15 protein-coding genes and 1 tRNA gene are annotated in these 16076 nt (G+C 60.3%); 6 read left to right on the top strand and 10 right to left on the bottom strand.

The window, feature by feature from the left end; translation table 11 throughout:
• Positions 1-32: 32 nt before the first annotated feature.
• Both ACM5SV_RS18280 and ACM5SV_RS18275 read left to right on the top strand, forming a co-directional pair.
• The gene (locus ACM5SV_RS18280) at positions 33-842 is read left to right on the top strand and encodes an endonuclease/exonuclease/phosphatase family protein (protein ID WP_222015740.1); all 810 of its coding nucleotides are present in this window, start codon (positions 33-35) and stop codon (positions 840-842) included.
• A gap of 161 nt (positions 843-1003) precedes the next feature.
• On the top strand, positions 1004-2773 hold the full coding sequence (locus tag ACM5SV_RS18275) for a B12-binding domain-containing radical SAM protein (protein ID WP_012757256.1): 1770 nt from the start codon (positions 1004-1006) through the stop codon (positions 2771-2773).
• Between the two features lie 127 nt (positions 2774-2900).
• On the opposite strand, the gene ACM5SV_RS18270 is transcribed toward ACM5SV_RS18275, so the two are convergent.
• From ACM5SV_RS18270 to ACM5SV_RS18250, 5 genes are all read right to left on the bottom strand, one after another.
• Positions 2901-3326 (bottom strand): nuclear transport factor 2 family protein, encoded by a 426-nt coding sequence (locus ACM5SV_RS18270; protein ID WP_012757255.1) that lies wholly within the window; start codon positions 3324-3326, stop codon positions 2901-2903.
• A 178-nt stretch (positions 3327-3504) separates the two neighbouring features.
• Positions 3505-4989 (bottom strand): trigger factor, encoded by a 1485-nt coding sequence (gene tig / locus ACM5SV_RS18265; RefSeq protein ID WP_012757254.1) that lies wholly within the window; start codon positions 4987-4989, stop codon positions 3505-3507.
• A gap of 200 nt (positions 4990-5189) precedes the next feature.
• Positions 5190-5274: transfer RNA gene (locus ACM5SV_RS18260), tRNA-Leu, on the bottom strand.
• A 153-nt stretch (positions 5275-5427) separates the two neighbouring features.
• Positions 5428-6018 carry a GDYXXLXY domain-containing protein gene (locus ACM5SV_RS18255; RefSeq protein ID WP_222015739.1) on the bottom strand — a complete coding sequence of 197 codons (591 nt, stop codon included), beginning with the start codon at positions 6016-6018 and terminating at the stop codon, positions 5428-5430.
• Positions 6015-7118 (bottom strand): DUF2157 domain-containing protein, encoded by a 1104-nt coding sequence (locus ACM5SV_RS18250; RefSeq protein WP_012757252.1) that lies wholly within the window; start codon positions 7116-7118, stop codon positions 6015-6017. Before ACM5SV_RS18250 ends, ACM5SV_RS18255 begins: the two co-directional genes overlap by 4 nt.
• Before the next feature lie 870 nt (positions 7119-7988).
• Between ACM5SV_RS18250 and ACM5SV_RS18245 the strand changes: the two genes are divergently transcribed.
• The 3 genes from ACM5SV_RS18245 (at position 7989) to trmFO (ending at position 10100) form a co-directional block, all read left to right on the top strand.
• Positions 7989-8135, top strand: a complete 147-nt coding sequence (locus ACM5SV_RS18245; RefSeq protein WP_012757251.1) for a DUF1127 domain-containing protein — start codon at positions 7989-7991, stop codon at positions 8133-8135.
• Positions 8136-8429: 294 nt separating this feature from the next.
• On the top strand, positions 8430-8573 hold the full coding sequence (locus ACM5SV_RS18240) for a DUF1127 domain-containing protein (RefSeq protein ID WP_003539017.1): 144 nt from the start codon (positions 8430-8432) through the stop codon (positions 8571-8573).
• Positions 8574-8666: 93 nt separating this feature from the next.
• Positions 8667-10100: a methylenetetrahydrofolate--tRNA-(uracil(54)-C(5))-methyltransferase (FADH(2)-oxidizing) TrmFO gene (trmFO, locus tag ACM5SV_RS18235; protein WP_222015738.1), complete on the top strand. Its 1434-nt coding sequence runs from the start codon at positions 8667-8669 to the stop codon at positions 10098-10100.
• Positions 10101-10207: 107 nt separating this feature from the next.
• On the opposite strand, the gene ACM5SV_RS18230 is transcribed toward trmFO, so the two are convergent.
• The 5 genes from ACM5SV_RS18230 to yajC all read right to left on the bottom strand — a co-directional run bounded on the left by ACM5SV_RS18230 (position 10208) and on the right by yajC (position 14931).
• Positions 10208-10675: a hypothetical protein gene (locus ACM5SV_RS18230; protein ID WP_017993777.1), complete on the bottom strand. Its 468-nt coding sequence runs from the start codon at positions 10673-10675 to the stop codon at positions 10208-10210.
• 71 nt (positions 10676-10746) lie between these two features.
• The gene (locus ACM5SV_RS18225) at positions 10747-11604 is read right to left on the bottom strand and encodes a phytoene/squalene synthase family protein (protein ID WP_222015737.1); all 858 of its coding nucleotides are present in this window, start codon (positions 11602-11604) and stop codon (positions 10747-10749) included.
• 2 nt (positions 11605-11606) lie between these two features.
• Positions 11607-11993, bottom strand: a complete 387-nt coding sequence (locus tag ACM5SV_RS18220) for an Mth938-like domain-containing protein (RefSeq protein ID WP_222015736.1) — start codon at positions 11991-11993, stop codon at positions 11607-11609.
• A gap of 4 nt (positions 11994-11997) precedes the next feature.
• On the bottom strand, positions 11998-14538 hold the full coding sequence (gene secDF / locus ACM5SV_RS18215) for a protein translocase subunit SecDF (protein WP_012757247.1): 2541 nt from the start codon (positions 14536-14538) through the stop codon (positions 11998-12000).
• Positions 14539-14583: 45 nt separating this feature from the next.
• Complete coding sequence (gene yajC, locus ACM5SV_RS18210) at positions 14584-14931, bottom strand: preprotein translocase subunit YajC (protein ID WP_003558894.1); 348 nt, start codon at positions 14929-14931, stop codon at positions 14584-14586.
• A 206-nt stretch (positions 14932-15137) separates the two neighbouring features.
• Between yajC and ACM5SV_RS18205 the strand changes: the two genes are divergently transcribed.
• A complete protein-coding gene (locus tag ACM5SV_RS18205; RefSeq protein ID WP_012757246.1) occupies positions 15138-16010 on the top strand; it encodes an ATP-binding protein in 873 nt (290 codons plus the stop codon).
• Positions 16011-16076 lie beyond the last annotated feature (66 nt).

The following is a 16076-nucleotide window of genomic DNA, read 5'->3' as shown; positions in this document are numbered from 1 at the left end:
GCCTTCTAAGTCCGGCCGCCAAACGGAGCGGAATGACATTGCGCATCATCTCGCTGAACGCATGGGGCGGCAGGCTTCATGAGGCACTGATTGAATATGTGACGACGGCCGATCCCGACGTGCTGTGCATACAGGAAGTTTTGCGCGCACCCGGCACCCGCTCAGGCTGGTCGGTCTATCGGGACGGCGATGTCGAATTGCCGCAGCGCTTCAATCTCTTTACCGAGATCAGCACCGCCCTGCCCGGCCACGACGGCTTTTTCTGCCCGACCTCGAGAGCCGAGCTTTTCAATGGCGATAGCGCCATTGTCGCCGAATTCGGGCTCGCGACCTTCGTGCGCAAAACGCATTCCGTCATCGCTCAAGGGCTGGACTTCGTGCATGGCCGTTTTTCGGCGGATGGCTGGGGCGAACATCCGCGGCCGCGAAACGCCCATTGCATCCGTCTCTTCAGCCATGAGTGCGCTTCTACCGTAACCATCGCCCACATGCATGGCCTGCGCGATCCCGCAGGCAAGGGCGACACGGCGGCGCGCGACGAGCAGGCAGCAGCACTGGTGAGGCTCATCGAGGGCGTCTGGCCCGGCGACGAAGGGCTCGTCGTCTGCGGCGATTTCAACGTGCTGCCTGAGAGCGCGACCTTTGCGATTCTCGCCAGACTTGGGCTTTCCGACCTTGTCACCGGAAGCGGCCTTGTAGACACGCGAACCTCCTACTATCTGAAGCAGGGCCGCTTTGCCGACTACATGCTGGCGACGCCGGGGGTGAAGGTTGCCAAATTCGAGGTGGTCGAGGCGCCCGAAGTCTCCGACCATCGCGCATTGCTGCTCGATATTGGGTAGTATATTGAGGAATGATACACTTCGCGAAGCGTTTGCACGCCGTGCCGTTTATTTATGCCTTAGTTTGACCTCCCTAAATCGCATTGATGTGTGGTGCCTGATAGATGCCTTCAACGCCATTTTGCCTTCGGGCAAAAGCTTCTAAAGAAAGATAGATACTCTTGTCCCATATCTTGGAAGTTGCGCGCAGACGTTTTCAGCTGATCCTGATCAAGCCGTCGCATTATGACGATGACGGCTACGTCATCCGCTGGTGGCGGGCGATGATTCCGTCCAATTCACTGGCGGCTCTTTACGGCATTGCCGCCGAATGCGCCGAGCGCAAGGTGCTCGGCGACGATACGGCGATCGATATCACCGTGATCGACGAGACCAATACGCGGATCGATGTCGCCGGACTGCTGGCGCAGTTCAAGCGTCACGACAATTTCGGCATGATTTCGCTCGTCGGCGTCCAGACCAACCAATATCCGCGCGCCCTCGATATCGCCCGCCCCTTCCGCGATGCCGGCCTGCCGGTTACGATCGGCGGCTTTCATGTTTCCGGCTGCCTGTCGATGCTGGATGGCAAGGCGGTCGGGCTCGACGCCTGCCGCGATATGGGCATCTCGATGTTTGCCGGCGAGGCCGAGGGCCGGCTCGACATGGTGCTGCGCGATGCCGCCGCCGGCGAGCTGAAGCCGCTCTATAATTTCATGAACGACCTTCCCGGCATCGGCGGCACGCCGGTTCCTTTCCTGCCGAAGGACAATATCCAGCGCACGCTCGGGCTCAGCACCAGCTTCGATGCCGGACGTGGCTGTCCCTATCAGTGCTCGTTCTGCACCATCATCAACGTGCAGGGACGCAAGTCGCGCTTCCGTTCGGCCGACGACGTCGAAAAGCTGGTGCGGATGAACTGGGCGCAGGGCATCCACAAATTCTTCATCACCGACGACAATTTCGCCCGCAACAAGGATTGGGAAGCGATCTTCGACCGGTTGATCGAGCTCAAGGAGCGGGACGGCATTCCGCTCGGCCTGATGATCCAGGTCGACACGCTCTGCCACAAGATCCCTAATTTCATCGAGAAATCCCGGCGCGCCGGCGTCACCCGAGTCTTCATCGGCCTCGAAAACGTCAACCCTGACAATCTGACCGCCGCCAAGAAGAACCAGAACAAGATCACCGAATACCGCAAGATGCTGCTCGCCTGGAAGGCGCAGGGCATCATGACGCTGGCCGGTTATATCCTGGGCTTTCCCGCCGACACGCCGGAATCTATCCGCCGCGACATCGCGATCATCCAGGAAGAGCTGCCGCTCGACGTCATCGAATTCTTCATCCTGACGCCGCTGCCCGGCTCCGAGGACCATCAGGTCCTGTGGAAGAAGGGCGTCGACATGGATGCCGATCTCAACATCTACGATGTCGAGCACGTCTGCACCGCGCATCCGAAGATGAGCAAGCAGGAATGGGAAGACATCTACCACGAGGCCTGGGCGCTCTATTATTCGCCTGATCATATGAAGACGCTGCTGCGCCGCGCCGTGGCAACCGGCGTGCCACTCGCAAGGCTCGTCAAGGTTCTCGTCTCCTTCGCCACCACCGTGCCGCTGGAAAACGTGCACCCGCTGCAAAGCGGCCTGCTGCGCCTGAAGACGCCGTCGGAGCGGCGCCCGGACCTGCCGCGCGAGAATCCGCTGGTCTTCTGGCCGCGCTTTGCCTGGGAAACCTTCCGCAAACATGTTTCGCTCGCCGGCACGATCATTGGCCTGACGATTTCGGCATTCCTGATTTCAAGGAATGCAAAGTCGAAGACCTACATGGATCAGGCTCTGACGCCGGTCGCCGACGACGAAGAGGAAACGCTCCACCTCTTCACACAGACCGCGGGCGGCGCCGCAGCCGTGAGCCATGTCAGGAAAGTCGCACAGCTGACAGCGCATTGAGCGGCAATTCTTGCAACGGCGGCTGACGCCCTGTCGCCCGGAAATCATGGATGACTTCAAAGTCGAAGCTTGGAGGCTCCGACTTTCGTTCTGCGCAAAACCGCTGCGCAGTTTTGCGCGACATGCTCTAAGCGATTTGGATAATCTGGCTCGTCTCGGCGACCTGCAGCGTGTCGAGGAATTCGACAATCTTGACTGGCTTCCCGTCCTTGAAATGGATCTTGTCGACGAATTCCGTATGGAAGCTCACGCCCGACGGGATATACCTGACCTCGCCTTCGCGATGCGCAAAAACCACATGGTCGTCCTCGTCCACATGGATTCCGACTGTCCTGATAGCTGACAGATCCCATTCAGTGATAAGCTGCGTTATTGCTTGACGAAAGGCATGGGGCCCGGCTGCTTCAGACGAAAAAGGCCCCAGCCGTGCATTGCCGACAATGCGAAAGGTGCAATCCTCACCAGTCAGCGCCAGCGTGCCCTCGATATCACCGCGGTCACGCACAGCATAGATTTCCTCCACGAGCTTCTTCATATCATGCTTTGCAGTCATTTTCAGGTCCCTCCCACCATCAGCGAAATCTGCATCTAATTATACGCTAATGCAACTATTTGTTGTTCAAGATGACTAAACACAATGGAGTAGGCGGCGAGAATGAAACTGCCCTGGATAAAAGAAAAAGGCCCCGCACGATGGCGAGGCCTTCCAAACTTCTGAACTAAAAAAGCGATTATTCGGCGCTTTCGTCAGCCGCCTTCTTCTTCGGAGCAGCCTTCTTCTTCGGTGCGGCTTCGTCGCCTTCAACGGCGTCAGCTGCTTCGGCCTTGGCGGCAGCCTTCTTCTTCGGTGCGGCCTTCTTGGTTTCGGCCTTGGCTTCGCCCTCTTCCTCGGCGAGCAGCTCTTCCTTGGTCACCTTCTTGTCGGTGACGTCGATTTCGGTCAGCAGGTGATCGATGACCTTCTCTTCGAAGATCGGTGCGCGGATCGAAGCGGCGGCACCCGGCTGGCTGCGGAAGAATTCGAGGATCTGCTTTTCCTGGCCCGGATACTGGCGCAGCTGATCATAGATGGCGCGCTGCATCTCGTCTTCGCTGACCTCGACGCCGGCCTTTTCACCGATTTCGGAGAGAACGAGGCCGAGGCGAACGCGACGCTCTGCGAGCGTCTTGTATTCCTCGCGAGCCTTCTCTTCGGTCGTGTCTTCGTCCTCGAAGGTCTTGCCAGACTGGGCGAGGTCGTTGTTCACCTGGCTCCAGATGCCGTTATATTCCGCGTCGACGAGCGAGTTCGGGGTCTCGAACTTGTACATCTCGTCGAGCTGGTCGAGGATCTGACGCTTCAGCTTCTGGCGGGTCAGCGAACCGTACTGCGATTCGATCTGGCCACGGACGATTTCCTTAAGGCGGTCAGCGGATTCGATGCCGAGCTTGGAGGCGAGTTCGTCGTTGATCTCGACATCGGCAGGTGCGGCGACTTCCTTGACTGAGACGTCGAAGGTCGCTTCCTTGCCGGCGAGGTTCTTGGCCGGGTAGTCGGCCGGGAAGGTCACGGTGATGGTCTTCTCGGCGCCGGCTTTGATGCCGACGAGCTGGTCTTCGAAGCCCGGAATGAAGCGACCGGAGCCGAGCACCAGTTCGGCGCCCTGGTCGGTGCCGCCCTCGAAGGCTTCACCGTCGACCTTGCCGACGTAATCCATGGTGATGCGGTCGCCGTTCGCGGCCTTGCCGGTCTTGGTCTCGTAGGCGCGGGCGCTTTCGGCGACCTTCAGGACCTGCTCGTTGACTTCGTCGTCCGAGATGTCGATGACTTCGCGCGTGACCTTGATGCCCTTGACCGACTTCAGTTCGATCGGCGGCAGCACTTCATAGGAGAGCGTGAATTCGAAATCCTGCTCGGCGGCGAGGATCTTGTCGGCTTCGTCCTTGTCCTCAGTCATGGCGATTTCCGGCTGCGTGGCCGACTTCTCGCCGCGGCTGGACAGGATGGCGGCCGGTTGCTCGCGGACGATCTCGTTGACGAGGTCGGCCATGATCGACTTGCCGTAGACCTTCTTCAGGTGAGCGGCGGGGACCTTGCCCGGACGGAAACCGTTGATGCGAACCTTGTCCTTCACATCGGCAAGACGCTCATTCATCTTGTCTTGCATGTCCTTGGCCGGGATAACGACCTTGATTTCGCGCTTCAGCCCTTCAGCGAGCGTTTCGATAACCTGCATGTCTTCCTACCTTCATTTCGTGGCGGCCGTGCCCAGACGCCGTTCGTTTCGATGAGCACGACGCCGGCGATCCTGCCGCGCGTGGCTTTTCCCAATTCCATATCATTCCGCCCAAAGCGGAATGGCACTCGCGGGCTATTCGGGACAACTCTCAATTGTTCTGGAACAACCGATTCTTAGTCTCCCGCCTGCAAACAGCTTGGTGCGGGTAGAGAGACTTGAACTCCCACGCCTTGCGGCACCAGAACCTAAATCTGGCGTGTCTACCAATTTCACCATACCCGCGTTCACAAAACCGCATGCCTATGCCTGCGCATGAGGCCTTCCGGAGCGCGGCGTCTCTATATCACCCGATTTGGTCGAGGCAAAGGAAAAATGAACGGCAAATGACAGGGGATTTGCAGCCCCGGAACCGCCCTGCCCCGAAGTGCGACGCGATCAGTAAAGCGGCTCGTCGTAAACCGGCTTGCCGTCAACCAGCAGACTGCGGATCTGCGCGCTTCCATCAGGCGAGACACGCACTGCGATGGCGACATTGCCGTCATTGCGGGCCTCCTCGATCGGCTTGCCCTGGCCTTCTGGAACGTAGTAGCGCTCAATGCCGTATTCGACACGCATGCTGTCGCCGGCGGCAAGTCCGCCACTATAAAATGGCTGGCTGCGCAGGATCACGGTCTCCGGCTGCGGAGGCAGCTCGTGAAAGGACGATTCGGTCACCGTCCAGAAACCGTCCTCCTGCTTCTTCAACCGGACCCATAACACCCGTTCGCCGGCCTCGGCCGGAATACCGCCGGAAACCGTCTGCACCGGCACCGAGGAAATGTCGTAGTTCAAGACGACATAGTCGCCGCGCAGGAAATCGCGCGGATCGACGGGCGCCGTCTTCAGCAGCACCTCGGCGCCGTCGCTGAGGATCGACGCCCGGCTCTGGATGATCGTGCCGAGGATAAGGGTCTGCAGACCGGCGACGATGATCGCCGAAAGCAGATAGCCCTTGCCGGATTGCAGCCTTGCTATGAACGAGCTCATGCGCGCTCCCCCTGTGCATTCGCCGAAAAACGCCGTTCGAGACGGATGACCATCCAAGCGACAAGCGCCACCACGAGACCGGAGAAGAGGAAGAGGCTCGACGTGCCGAGGATCGAGCCGACGGTGACGGAGGCGAGATAGAGCATCTCCGCGGCAAAGGTCGCGTAGGCGAGATATCGCACCGCGCCATTATCCCTGCCACGCAGGACGATCGCCAGCACGGAAGCGGCAAGCGTCACCACTCCGAGCACCACCAGCCGCCAGCCATCCTCGATCTCGATATGCAGCAGCAGGAAGCCGATTACGGCGACGAGGAAGCTGTAGAAGGCCGGCGCCGCACCGGCGGTTCTGACCAAGGAGGCAATAGGCCTGGGGGGCAAGGCCGTCAGCACGAATGCCGCCATGCCGCCGATTGCAAAGGCAAGCGCCACGGCGATCTCCTCATAAAGAGTATAGAGCCAGGCAAGCCAGCCGATCAGCAGCAGGTAGGCCAGGTGGCGGGCCCGCTCGGCGCCGGTATACCGCACCAGCCCGATGACGATCACCGCCATGACGGGCGCCATCCAGGGGGCGAACCCTATCCAGTGCGTGTCGTTATTCTCAAGATAGACGGCGAAGGACGCCCAGGAGAGGAAGCCGGCGACTACGGTCACGGCGCCCGAACGGAACAGGATCGCCGAGATCGTCGCAATCGCGAACCACAGATACATCACCGTCTGCTCGTCGCCGGAGAGATGATACATCTGCCCGACCAGCGAGATGGCGCCGCCGAAACTCATCGCGCCGATGACGAGCAACCCGCCTGCGGCCGCTGTCGCACCGCGGGCAAGCATCCTGGCGGCGGCGATATGCACTACCCAGATCAGGGCAAGGATGCCACCCACGCGCACGAGGCGCGGAATGGCCTCCCAGTTGGAGGCGACGACAAGCAGGATGGCAGCTGCAAGCAGCACCGCTGCCAGCGCCATCAGCACCCGGCCGAGGCTGAAGCTTGCCGGGCGGCTGTCATATTCGGCGAGTAGCGCACCTGCCGTTTCCTGCCCGAGCAGGCCCTTACCCACCCAGAGTGAGAGATCCCGCTCCAATCTGCCGCGATACATGCTCAACCCCTCGATTTCCGCAACGTCGACTGCGGCGCTGCAGCTCACGCCGTTATAGACGCAGCAAGGGTGTTCGCAAACGCTCTTGCGACAAATATACAAGTTCCTCATTGGTCTAAATAGTATCGAGTGTTAACCGGCCGCTAACGTCATAAGCGCTAATATAAGCTTATGAACGGAGAGGTATGCAATTTTCGCATATCCCCCATGAATTTATTGCACTGCACAATACTCATTAGTCATACTATTGATTAACGCATCGAAGCACGGGGATGGCGCCCCGGCCCGGTATTAGCCGGACGCCCGCGGATGCTTTGTCCGTGACGAGATTCGCAGCTGCGCACTCCTCCTCCCAGCGCGCTGCGATAGACTGACAACACTCCTCCTCCCAGTTGTCAGTCACCATAACACGCCCGCCGGATCCTCCCCCGGCGGGCGTTTTTGTTTAGCGAAAGCTTCATTATAGCCTTGGCAGTGAGAGGATTTTCGTCACATGGCGCCGTCATGCCACATGCCGTCACGCCGCCCCACCAGCCTTGCGAAGAGGTGGGCGACGTCCGATCCGAAGCGGCACGCCTCTTTGCACCGAATGGACGCGGAACCGCCGGAGGAAGTAGCGTTTTTCCGCAACGAGACCGCATTCGCCTCTCCAAATCGAATTGCTTTCTCAAAAGTCATTCTGCCTATTCGTTGACCAAAAAACGGTAAGTCTGCGTCAAATACCCTTTAAGCATTGCATAGCTCGCATAGGTGATCTGAAAACTTGTGTGTTTTAGTCTTTCGCGTCGCAACATATATTCGGGTCATCAAATAGAGGTCAGCGCCGATCGGTGGCTGCTGGCAGATGAAACCCTCGGAAAGGGGCTTAACATGAACTTCTCTCGCTCTTTCAATAACTGGCGCAAGTATCGTCAGACCATCACGGAACTCGGCCGCATGACCAACCGCGAATTGCACGATCTCGGCATCGACCGTTCGGACATCCATCGCGTTGCCCGTGAGGCTTCTTCCCGCTAATTCAAGGCGATCGCTGCTCCTCCCAGGCACGATTGTTCTCGATCGAAACGCCCGCTGTACCCACAGCGGGCGTTTTCTTTTGTCTTAACGGGTTGGCCGCGGCGGTTGCATGTTTTTCCGCTTGATTAGCTCGCTCAAAAAATATTCACCGCCTAATTGTCGAGCATCATAGTGCACAATTGCATGGCAGACGCCTTTTATTTGCACTGCACAATCGGACGGATCGCGCCTATATAAACATCAACCGCAGAGAGACAGGCGATCCCGCCGTCCCGCGGACATAGGAAGAAGACAATGAACCCGATCCGCATTGCAAGAAGCTGGCTCAGCTACCGTCGTACGCTCAACGAACTCGGCGGCCTTTCGAACCAGACCCTGTCCGATATCGGCGTCAGCCGTTACGACATCCGGAATATCGCATCCCGCTCGTTCCGCTAATAGCGGGCGCGATGCTTCCAAGACGGCGCCTCAGGGCGCCGTTTTTGATTCCGGGGTGTTGGATCGCACCGGCCGACATGATATCAGCCCGGAATGAACACGATCTCCTCCTATTCCCCTATCCACGTCGTCGGCGGCGGGCTTGCCGGTTCGGAAGCCGCCTGGCAGATCGCCAGTTCCGGCGTCCCGGTCATCCTGCATGAAATGCGCGGGGTGCGCGGCACAGATGCGCACAAGACCGACGGCCTGGCCGAACTCGTCTGCTCCAACTCCTTCCGTTCCGACGATGCGACCAGCAATGCCGTCGGCGTCATCCATGCCGAGATGCGCATGGCGGGCTCGCTGATCATGGCCGCGGCCGATCGATGCCAGGTACCGGCCGGCGGTGCGCTCGCCGTCGATCGCGACGGCTTCTCCGAGGCGGTGACCAAGGCGGTCCATGACCACCCGCTCATCACCGTCGTGCGTGAAGAGATCACCGGCCTGCCGCCGAGGGACTGGGATCTTGCCATCGTTGCCACCGGACCGCTGACGGCTCCGTCGCTCGCGAGCGCCATCCAGAAGGAAACCGGCGAGGATTCGCTTGCTTTCTTCGACGCCATCGCGCCGATCGTCTACCGCGAGAGCATCGACATGGATATCTGCTGGTATCAGTCGCGCTACGACAAGGTCGGCCCCGGCGGCACCGGCAAGGATTACATCAACTGCCCGATGGACGAGGCGCAGTACAATGCCTTCGTCGACGCGCTGATATCAGGCGACACGGTCGGTTTCAAGGAATGGGAAGGCACGCCTTATTTCGACGGCTGCCTGCCGATCGAGGTGATGGCCGAACGCGGCCGCGAGACGCTGCGCCACGGACCGATGAAGCCGATGGGGCTGACGAATGCGCATAACCCGACAGTCAAGGCCTATGCCGTCGTGCAGCTGCGGCAGGACAATGCACTTGGCACGCTTTACAATATGGTCGGCTTCCAGACGAAATTGAAATATGGCGCGCAGGCGGACATCTTCCGAATGATCCCGGGTCTGGAAAATGCGGAATTTGCCCGTCTCGGCGGCCTGCACCGTAATACCTATATCAACTCGCCCACCCTGCTCGACCCGTCGCTGACGCTGAAATCGCGGCCCGGCCTGCGTTTTGCCGGCCAGATCACGGGTTGCGAGGGTTATGTGGAAAGCGCCAGCGTCGGTCTACTGGCCGGGCGTTTCGCTGCCGCGGAACGCAAGGGCGAGGCGATCTCGCTGCCGCCGGCAACGACGGCGCTGGGCTCCCTGCTCGGTCATATCACCGGTGGGCACCTCGTCACCGACGAGGAACCGGGCAAACGATCGTTCCAGCCGATGAACATCAATTTCGGGTTGTTTCCGGAGCTCCAGCCGGGTTCGATCGTCAAACCTGAAGGCGTCAAGCGCTTCCGCGGCAAGGACAAGACGATCATGAAGCGGCAGCTGATCGCTCGCCGCGCCCTTGCCGACTGCGCGACCTGGCTCGGTCAAGAATCGACGCTTGCCGAAAGCGCCTGAACGGCGCTTCTATGCGTGTCGCATCGAACCCGGTTCAAGCGACCCGCTTGAAGTCTTTGCTTTATGCATGTCGTCGCAAAACGCTGCACGGTTTTGGGCGGCATGCATTACTGCTTGTTCGCCGCCGAAATATTGCCGGGCGGCAGGTCTTTATCCGGCTCGGCGATATAATTGCCGAGCAGCCACAGCGAGACTTCCGAGGCTTCCTTGGCAGAAGCAAATTGGAAATCGCCGTTGTGATAGGGTGCATCGAGAAAGTCGATCACCAAGCCCCTGCCCGTTTCCGAGCCCACGACGCGCACCCGGCCCGGCTCGATCAGATGGCAGGCGAAATGGCGCGACATGTTGCGCATGAAGCCGGCCTTGTTGTCATGCAGACGCACGAAGACGGCCTGGCCATTTTCCGTCGTCTGCAGCTGACGGATCGCCTCGTTCGGAAAGGCGCGACCGAATTCGATAATGGCGAGGCCCGTGTCATGCAGGCCGTCTTCCTTGTTCTGCGCGGCCATTCGTGTTGCCACGAAAGCAATGAAAATGACGATGGCGAAAAGGACGCACCAGACGATAATGCCCACGCCGAGTCTCCGTTCAAAGGGTAGCGGTGGAAGCCTTGTAGCGCGCGAGACTTGCGCGAATTTGACCGATATCAGATTTTTCGGCGTGCAGCAGCCAGCCCCATCCGCAGCTGGCGGCGCCATTGCGGCGGCTGCAGCGGCCGGTCGAACAGCAAGGCGCCGCGTTTCTGCGCCTTGATGAGCACTGGTTCGGCAAGCGTCGCCGGCAGGAAGGCTGGAAAGACGGCCGGCGCAATCGGCCCCGCCGCCCTCGCCTTTGCCAGATGTTCGCGACCGAGGCCGGCGAAGGCCTCGATGGCGGCAGAGATGCGCGGCCTGTCTTTTCCGGCGAGGAAGGCATCGCGGTCGAGACCGGTGGCCGAAAGGATCTGCAGCGGAACATAGATCTGGCCGCGGCGGCGATGCACTGGCATCAGCAGCAACAGCCCGGCGACCGCTTGGGCGACCCCGGCATGGCCGGCGGCGTCGGCCGATCGTGCGGCTTCCTCCGGCGAAAGCACCAGGCTTGCGAGCTGGATCAGGGCCGATGCCGTTTCACCGGCATAGCCTTCAAGCGAAAGACGTGTCTCCATCGGATCGTCATAGAGATCGAAGGCGCGGGCCTCGATCATGTCGATCAGCGTCTTGCGCGGCAGGCGGTGCGTTTCGATCGCGGTCAGAAGTGCTGCGGCAACGGGATTGGCCGCTGTCGAGCCATGCGCGCTGCCCTCCAGAAGATCGTGCCAATATTGCAGCCGTACCTCGCCGGGCAACGGCTCGTGCACGAGATCACGGATGCGGGCAAGCTCGGCATTGAAGGCATAAAGAGCTGCAAGCGCGCCGCGCTTTGCCTCCGGCGACAGCAGACAGGCGAGATAGCGGTCGCGATCGCTGTCACGCAGCATCGCCAGGCAGATCTCCTGGTTCGTCGCAATATTCGCTTCAGTCATCGTCAGACCGCAATCAACGCCGCGGCGACGGCACGTTGCTCGGCGAGCATGATATTGAAGGTGCGCACCGCCGCTCCGGTACTCATCGGATCGGAGGAGATGCCGCGCGACTTCAGCGCCAGCCTCAATTCCTCGGGCAGACGGCGAAGCTCGGTTCCGGTACCAACGAGCAGAACCTCGATATCGGCGGCCTCATCCAGCACCCGGCGAAAGTTTTGAGGCGACAGCGGTTTCGACATATCCATGTCCCAGCCATGAATGCCGGAGGGCAGGCAAAGGATCGAGCCGCGATGCGACATGTCGGCAAAACGAAAGCCACCATTGCCGTAAGCATCGATCGGAGCGCGCCCGGGGAAATGCGCAGCGCGGATTTCTATGCCTTTTGCCATGTTTTCAAACCACCGTGCCGGATTTTACACCAGCATCCGTCTTGTTGCTCTCTTCCCCGTCGGGAGCCTCCGGCCGCAGCCGGAAGACGATCAAGACAGGAGCAGCGATATAGATCGAAGAAAAGGTGCCGAGAGCGACGCCGAAGAGCATCGCAAAGGTGAAGGAGCGGATGACTTCGCCGCCGAAGAGAAAGAGCGCCAGCAAGGCGATCAGCGTCGTCGCCGCGGTCAGAACGGTGCGAGACAGCGTCTGATTGATCGAGGCATCGATCAGGATCGGCAGCGGCATCTTCTTGTATCGTTTGAGATTTTCGCGCATTCGGTCGTAGACCACGACCGTATCGTTTAAGGAATAACCGACGATGGTCAGTACGGCGGCGATGCTCGTCAGGTTGAACTCGATGCCGGTGAGGACGAACAGACCGAGCATGATGATGACGTCGTGCAGCGTTGCGACGATGGCGCCGACCGCGAATTGCCATTCGAAGCGGATCCAGATGTAGATGAGGATCGCCGCAAGAGCTGCAAGCACGCCGAGCGTCGCCATCATCGTCAATTCGCCCGAGATGGCGGGACCGACGACCTCGACGCGACGAAAATCATAATCTTCCTGGAGCTCGCCGCGCACCAGCGTCGCCGCCGACTGCTCGGCATTCTCGCCGCCACCCTGGGAAGCGATGCGGATCCGCGCATTCGCCGGCCCGCCCGTGCGCTCGACACTGACATCGCCGAGATTGAGATCATTGAGGCGCGAGTGGATATCGGCGATCTCGGCATTGGCCTGCTTTGCCGTCACCTCGATGAGCGAGCCGCCAGTGAAATCGACGCCGAGATGCAAGCCCACGGTGGCAAAGGCGGCCATGGCGATCAGCGAAATGACCGCCGAGGCCGTAAAGACATAACGGCGAATCCCCATGAAGCGGATATTGGCGTGCTCGAAAAGATGCGTCAGCACGCTCTTCGGCAGATGCCGGGGATGGCGCGCGCTCAGCCAGACGGCAACGATCGAGCGCGTCAGCGTGAAAGCCGTGAAGACGGTCGTCAGGATGCCGACCGCAAGCGTCACCGCGAAACCGCGGATGGATTCGCTGCCGAGGAAGAAGAGGATGATGGCCGCAATGAAAATCGTCACATTGGCGTCGACGATCGTTGCGAATGCGCGCGAGAAACCGCGGCCGACGGCCTCCGCAAAGGAATGAGTGGTCTTCTCCTCTTCGCGGATTCGCTCGTAGATCAAAACGTTCGAGTCGACGGCCATGCCGACAATCAGCACGATGCCGGCAATCCCGGGCAAGGTGAGCGTCGCGCCGGCAAGGCTGAGCACCGCGACGATGAGGATCAGGTTGAGGAAGAGCGAGGCGACGGCGATGATGCCGAGGATGCGATAGAGCGCGATCATCAGTGCCGCGACCAATACGACGGCGACGAGGCCGGCAACGATGCCGTTGAAGATGGAATCAGCGCCGAATCTCGGGCTGACGCTGCGTTCCTCAACGCTGGTCAGCGTCGCTGGCAAGGCGCCGGCGCGCAGCATGATCGCAAGGTCGCGGACGCCATCCTCGGAGAAGTTTGCCGAAATCCTGCCCTCGCCGCCGGTGATCGCCGCATCGATGACCGGTGACGACATCACCTGGTCGTCGAAGACGATGGCAAGATGCTTGCCGATATTCTGCCCGGTCGCCTGCGCCAACCGCTGCGTGCCTTCGGCATCGAGACGGTAGGCAATCGAGGTCTCTTGCGTCTGCGGGTCGATGACAGGCTCGATATCGACCATGTTGCCGCTGTTGGCGAAAGCGGTGCGGTCGACGAGATAGGGGATCGGCGGATCGTCAAGCGAATAGAGCACCTGCGATGTCGCCGGCCAACGGCCGTTCAGCGCCTCCTGCCCCGACATGCTTTCGTCGATCAAATGAAAGGAAAGCTTGGCCGGCTGGTTCAGGATATTCTTCAGCCGCTCCGCGTCGACCGATCCCAGCACCTGCACGACGATCCGGTCGGCGCCATCGGGGTGAACGAGGAAATTATCATAGCCGAATCCGGCGATGCGGCGGCCAACGATATCGAGCGAGCGGGTCCGGGCGGAAGCGACGTCAGCAGTAATGCCGGCGTCGGAAATCTGCAGTGAGAGCTGCCCCTCTTCGCCCTGCTGCAGCGCAACCTCAGATCCGGAATGTCCGCCGGCCGTCGTCAAAGGCTTCAGCAGATCGACCGCCGCCTGTGTCTGGGCCGGATCGGTGATCCGGACGGTGACGGTCTGGTCATTGCCGGTCAGCCCGGTATAGCGGATGCTGGCGCCACGCAGCGCGTTGCGCACATTGGCGACCAGCTCTTCCAGGCGGTCCCTGACGATGTCGGAACGCTCGACCTTTAGAACGATATGCGAGCCGCCCTGCAGGTCGAGCCCAAGCACTACGCGGTCGTGCCGCAACCAGTCCGGCAGGGAGGATCGCTGCGCCTCAGTCAGCAGATTGGGCGCAGCGATGACGATGGCCGCAAACGCGGCCAGCCAAATCAGAAGTGTTTTCCAGCGGGAAAAATGCAACATTCTCTCGACGATCTTCCGATCCGGCGGTCCTGCCGTTATCGCTTGTTACGCCGCGTCGGCCTTGACCGGTTCACCCTTGACGCGAATTTCGGAGATGCCGCTGCGGACGATGCGCACGCGCACGCCATCAGCAATCTCGACTTCGACTTCCTTTTCGTCGACGACCTTGGTGACCTTGCCGACGAGACCGCCGCCGGTGACGACCTGATCGCCGCGACGGATCGCCTTCAGGGTCTCCTCACGCTTCTTTGCCTGTGCGCGCTGCGGACGGATCAGCAGGAAGTACCAGACGACCATCAGCGGCACGAACAGGATGATCATTTCGAAACCGGAGCCGCCGAATCCCGTTGCGGTATCGGTCGCGCTCTGGGCGAATGCCGGGGTGATGAACATGCTAAACTCCTCAGGCTTGGGCGGCGGAACTCCGCCTCTCTTTTCAGGTTGCCGGACTATAGTTACGGCTTCGATGAATGCAACAGAAACAGCCGGAAACAGTACCGATTCCGCTGCCTCATAACCTTTCCGCATTCAAAACGCCATGCTAACCGACATCGAAAGATCAAAGCGGATTGCCGCAGCGAGAAATCAGGAGGCCGTCGATGACCGAGGAAATCAACACAGCCCTGCTTGCCGAACTGAGACGGCTCGCCGACGCCGTCGAACGTCTTGCCGGACCGGCGCCCGCCCGCAACGACTGGGATGCCGCCGACTGTTTCGTCTGGGCGCCATTGCGCCAGCATCTGCAGCCGGTCAAGAGGCCGAACCGGGTGGCGTTGACGCTCATCCGCGGCGTCGATCACGTGCGCGACATTCTGCATGAGAATACGGTGCGTTTCGCCGAGGGCTATGCCGCCAACAATGTGCTGCTCTGGGGCGCGCGAGGCATGGGCAAATCCTCGCTGGTCAAGGCCGTGCACGAGGATGTCAGGCGCGAAAGCAGTGTGTTGCTGAAACTGGTAGAAGTCCATCGTGAGGATATCTCCAGCCTTCCCCATCTGCTCGACCTCCTGAAGGACACACCCTACCGCGTGATCGTCTTCTGCGACGATCTTTCCTTCGATCACGACGACACCGCCTACAAGTCGCTGAAGGCGGCACTCGACGGCGGCGTCGAAGGGCGGCCGGACAATGTGCTGTTCTACGCCACCTCCAACCGACGCCATCTGCTGCCGCGCCACATGATGGAAAACGAGCAGTCGACGGCGATCAATCCGTCGGAGGCGGTCGAGGAGAAGGTTTCGCTTTCCGACCGCTTCGGCCTCTGGCTCGGCTTTCACAAATGCAGCCAGGAGGATTATCTCGGCATGATCGACGGCTATGCCGATCACTTCAAGCTCGGGCTCGAACGCGACAAGATGCATGCCGAAGCGCTGGAATGGGCAACGACGCGCGGCGCACGCTCCGGCCGCGTCGCCTGGCAATATATTCAGGATCTGGCCGGACGCATGCGGGTTCACATCGACCGGGACTAAACATCTAAAGCGCGTCGCATCCGACTTGATTCATGCAAGGCACTTTCGATCCTTTTTCTTCTGCAT

Source organism: Rhizobium sp. CRRU65 (assembly GCF_048551595.1).
Lineage (GTDB): Bacteria > Pseudomonadota > Alphaproteobacteria > Rhizobiales > Rhizobiaceae > Rhizobium > Rhizobium leguminosarum_J.
The sequence above is the reverse complement of the archived record's forward strand: the minus strand, read 5'-3'. Positions and strand labels throughout refer to the sequence as shown.

Bases quoted from the DNA above. Each gene is read 5' to 3' on its own strand.
- ACM5SV_RS18280 (WP_222015740.1), top strand. From the start codon at position 33: ATGACATTGCGCATCATCTCGCTGAACGCATGGGGCGGCAGGCTTCAT.
- ACM5SV_RS18270 (WP_012757255.1), bottom strand. From the start codon at position 3,326: ATGACTGCAAAGCATGATATGAAGAAGCTCGTGGAGGAAATCTATGCT.
- tig (WP_012757254.1), bottom strand. From the start codon at position 4,989: ATGCAGGTTATCGAAACGCTCGCTGAAGGGCTGAAGCGCGAAATCAAG.
- ACM5SV_RS18255 (WP_222015739.1), bottom strand. From the start codon at position 6,018: ATGAGCTCGTTCATAGCAAGGCTGCAATCCGGCAAGGGCTATCTGCTT.
- ACM5SV_RS18250 (WP_012757252.1), bottom strand. From the start codon at position 7,118: ATGTATCGCGGCAGATTGGAGCGGGATCTCTCACTCTGGGTGGGTAAG.
- ACM5SV_RS18245 (WP_012757251.1), top strand. From the start codon at position 7,989: ATGAACTTCTCTCGCTCTTTCAATAACTGGCGCAAGTATCGTCAGACC.
- ACM5SV_RS18240 (WP_003539017.1), top strand. From the start codon at position 8,430: ATGAACCCGATCCGCATTGCAAGAAGCTGGCTCAGCTACCGTCGTACG.
- trmFO (WP_222015738.1), top strand. From the start codon at position 8,667: ATGAACACGATCTCCTCCTATTCCCCTATCCACGTCGTCGGCGGCGGG.
- ACM5SV_RS18225 (WP_222015737.1), bottom strand. From the start codon at position 11,604: ATGACTGAAGCGAATATTGCGACGAACCAGGAGATCTGCCTGGCGATG.
- ACM5SV_RS18220 (WP_222015736.1), bottom strand. From the start codon at position 11,993: ATGGCAAAAGGCATAGAAATCCGCGCTGCGCATTTCCCCGGGCGCGCT.
- secDF (WP_012757247.1), bottom strand. From the start codon at position 14,538: ATGTTGCATTTTTCCCGCTGGAAAACACTTCTGATTTGGCTGGCCGCG.
- yajC (WP_003558894.1), bottom strand. From the start codon at position 14,931: ATGTTCATCACCCCGGCATTCGCCCAGAGCGCGACCGATACCGCAACG.
- ACM5SV_RS18205 (WP_012757246.1), top strand. From the start codon at position 15,138: ATGACCGAGGAAATCAACACAGCCCTGCTTGCCGAACTGAGACGGCTC.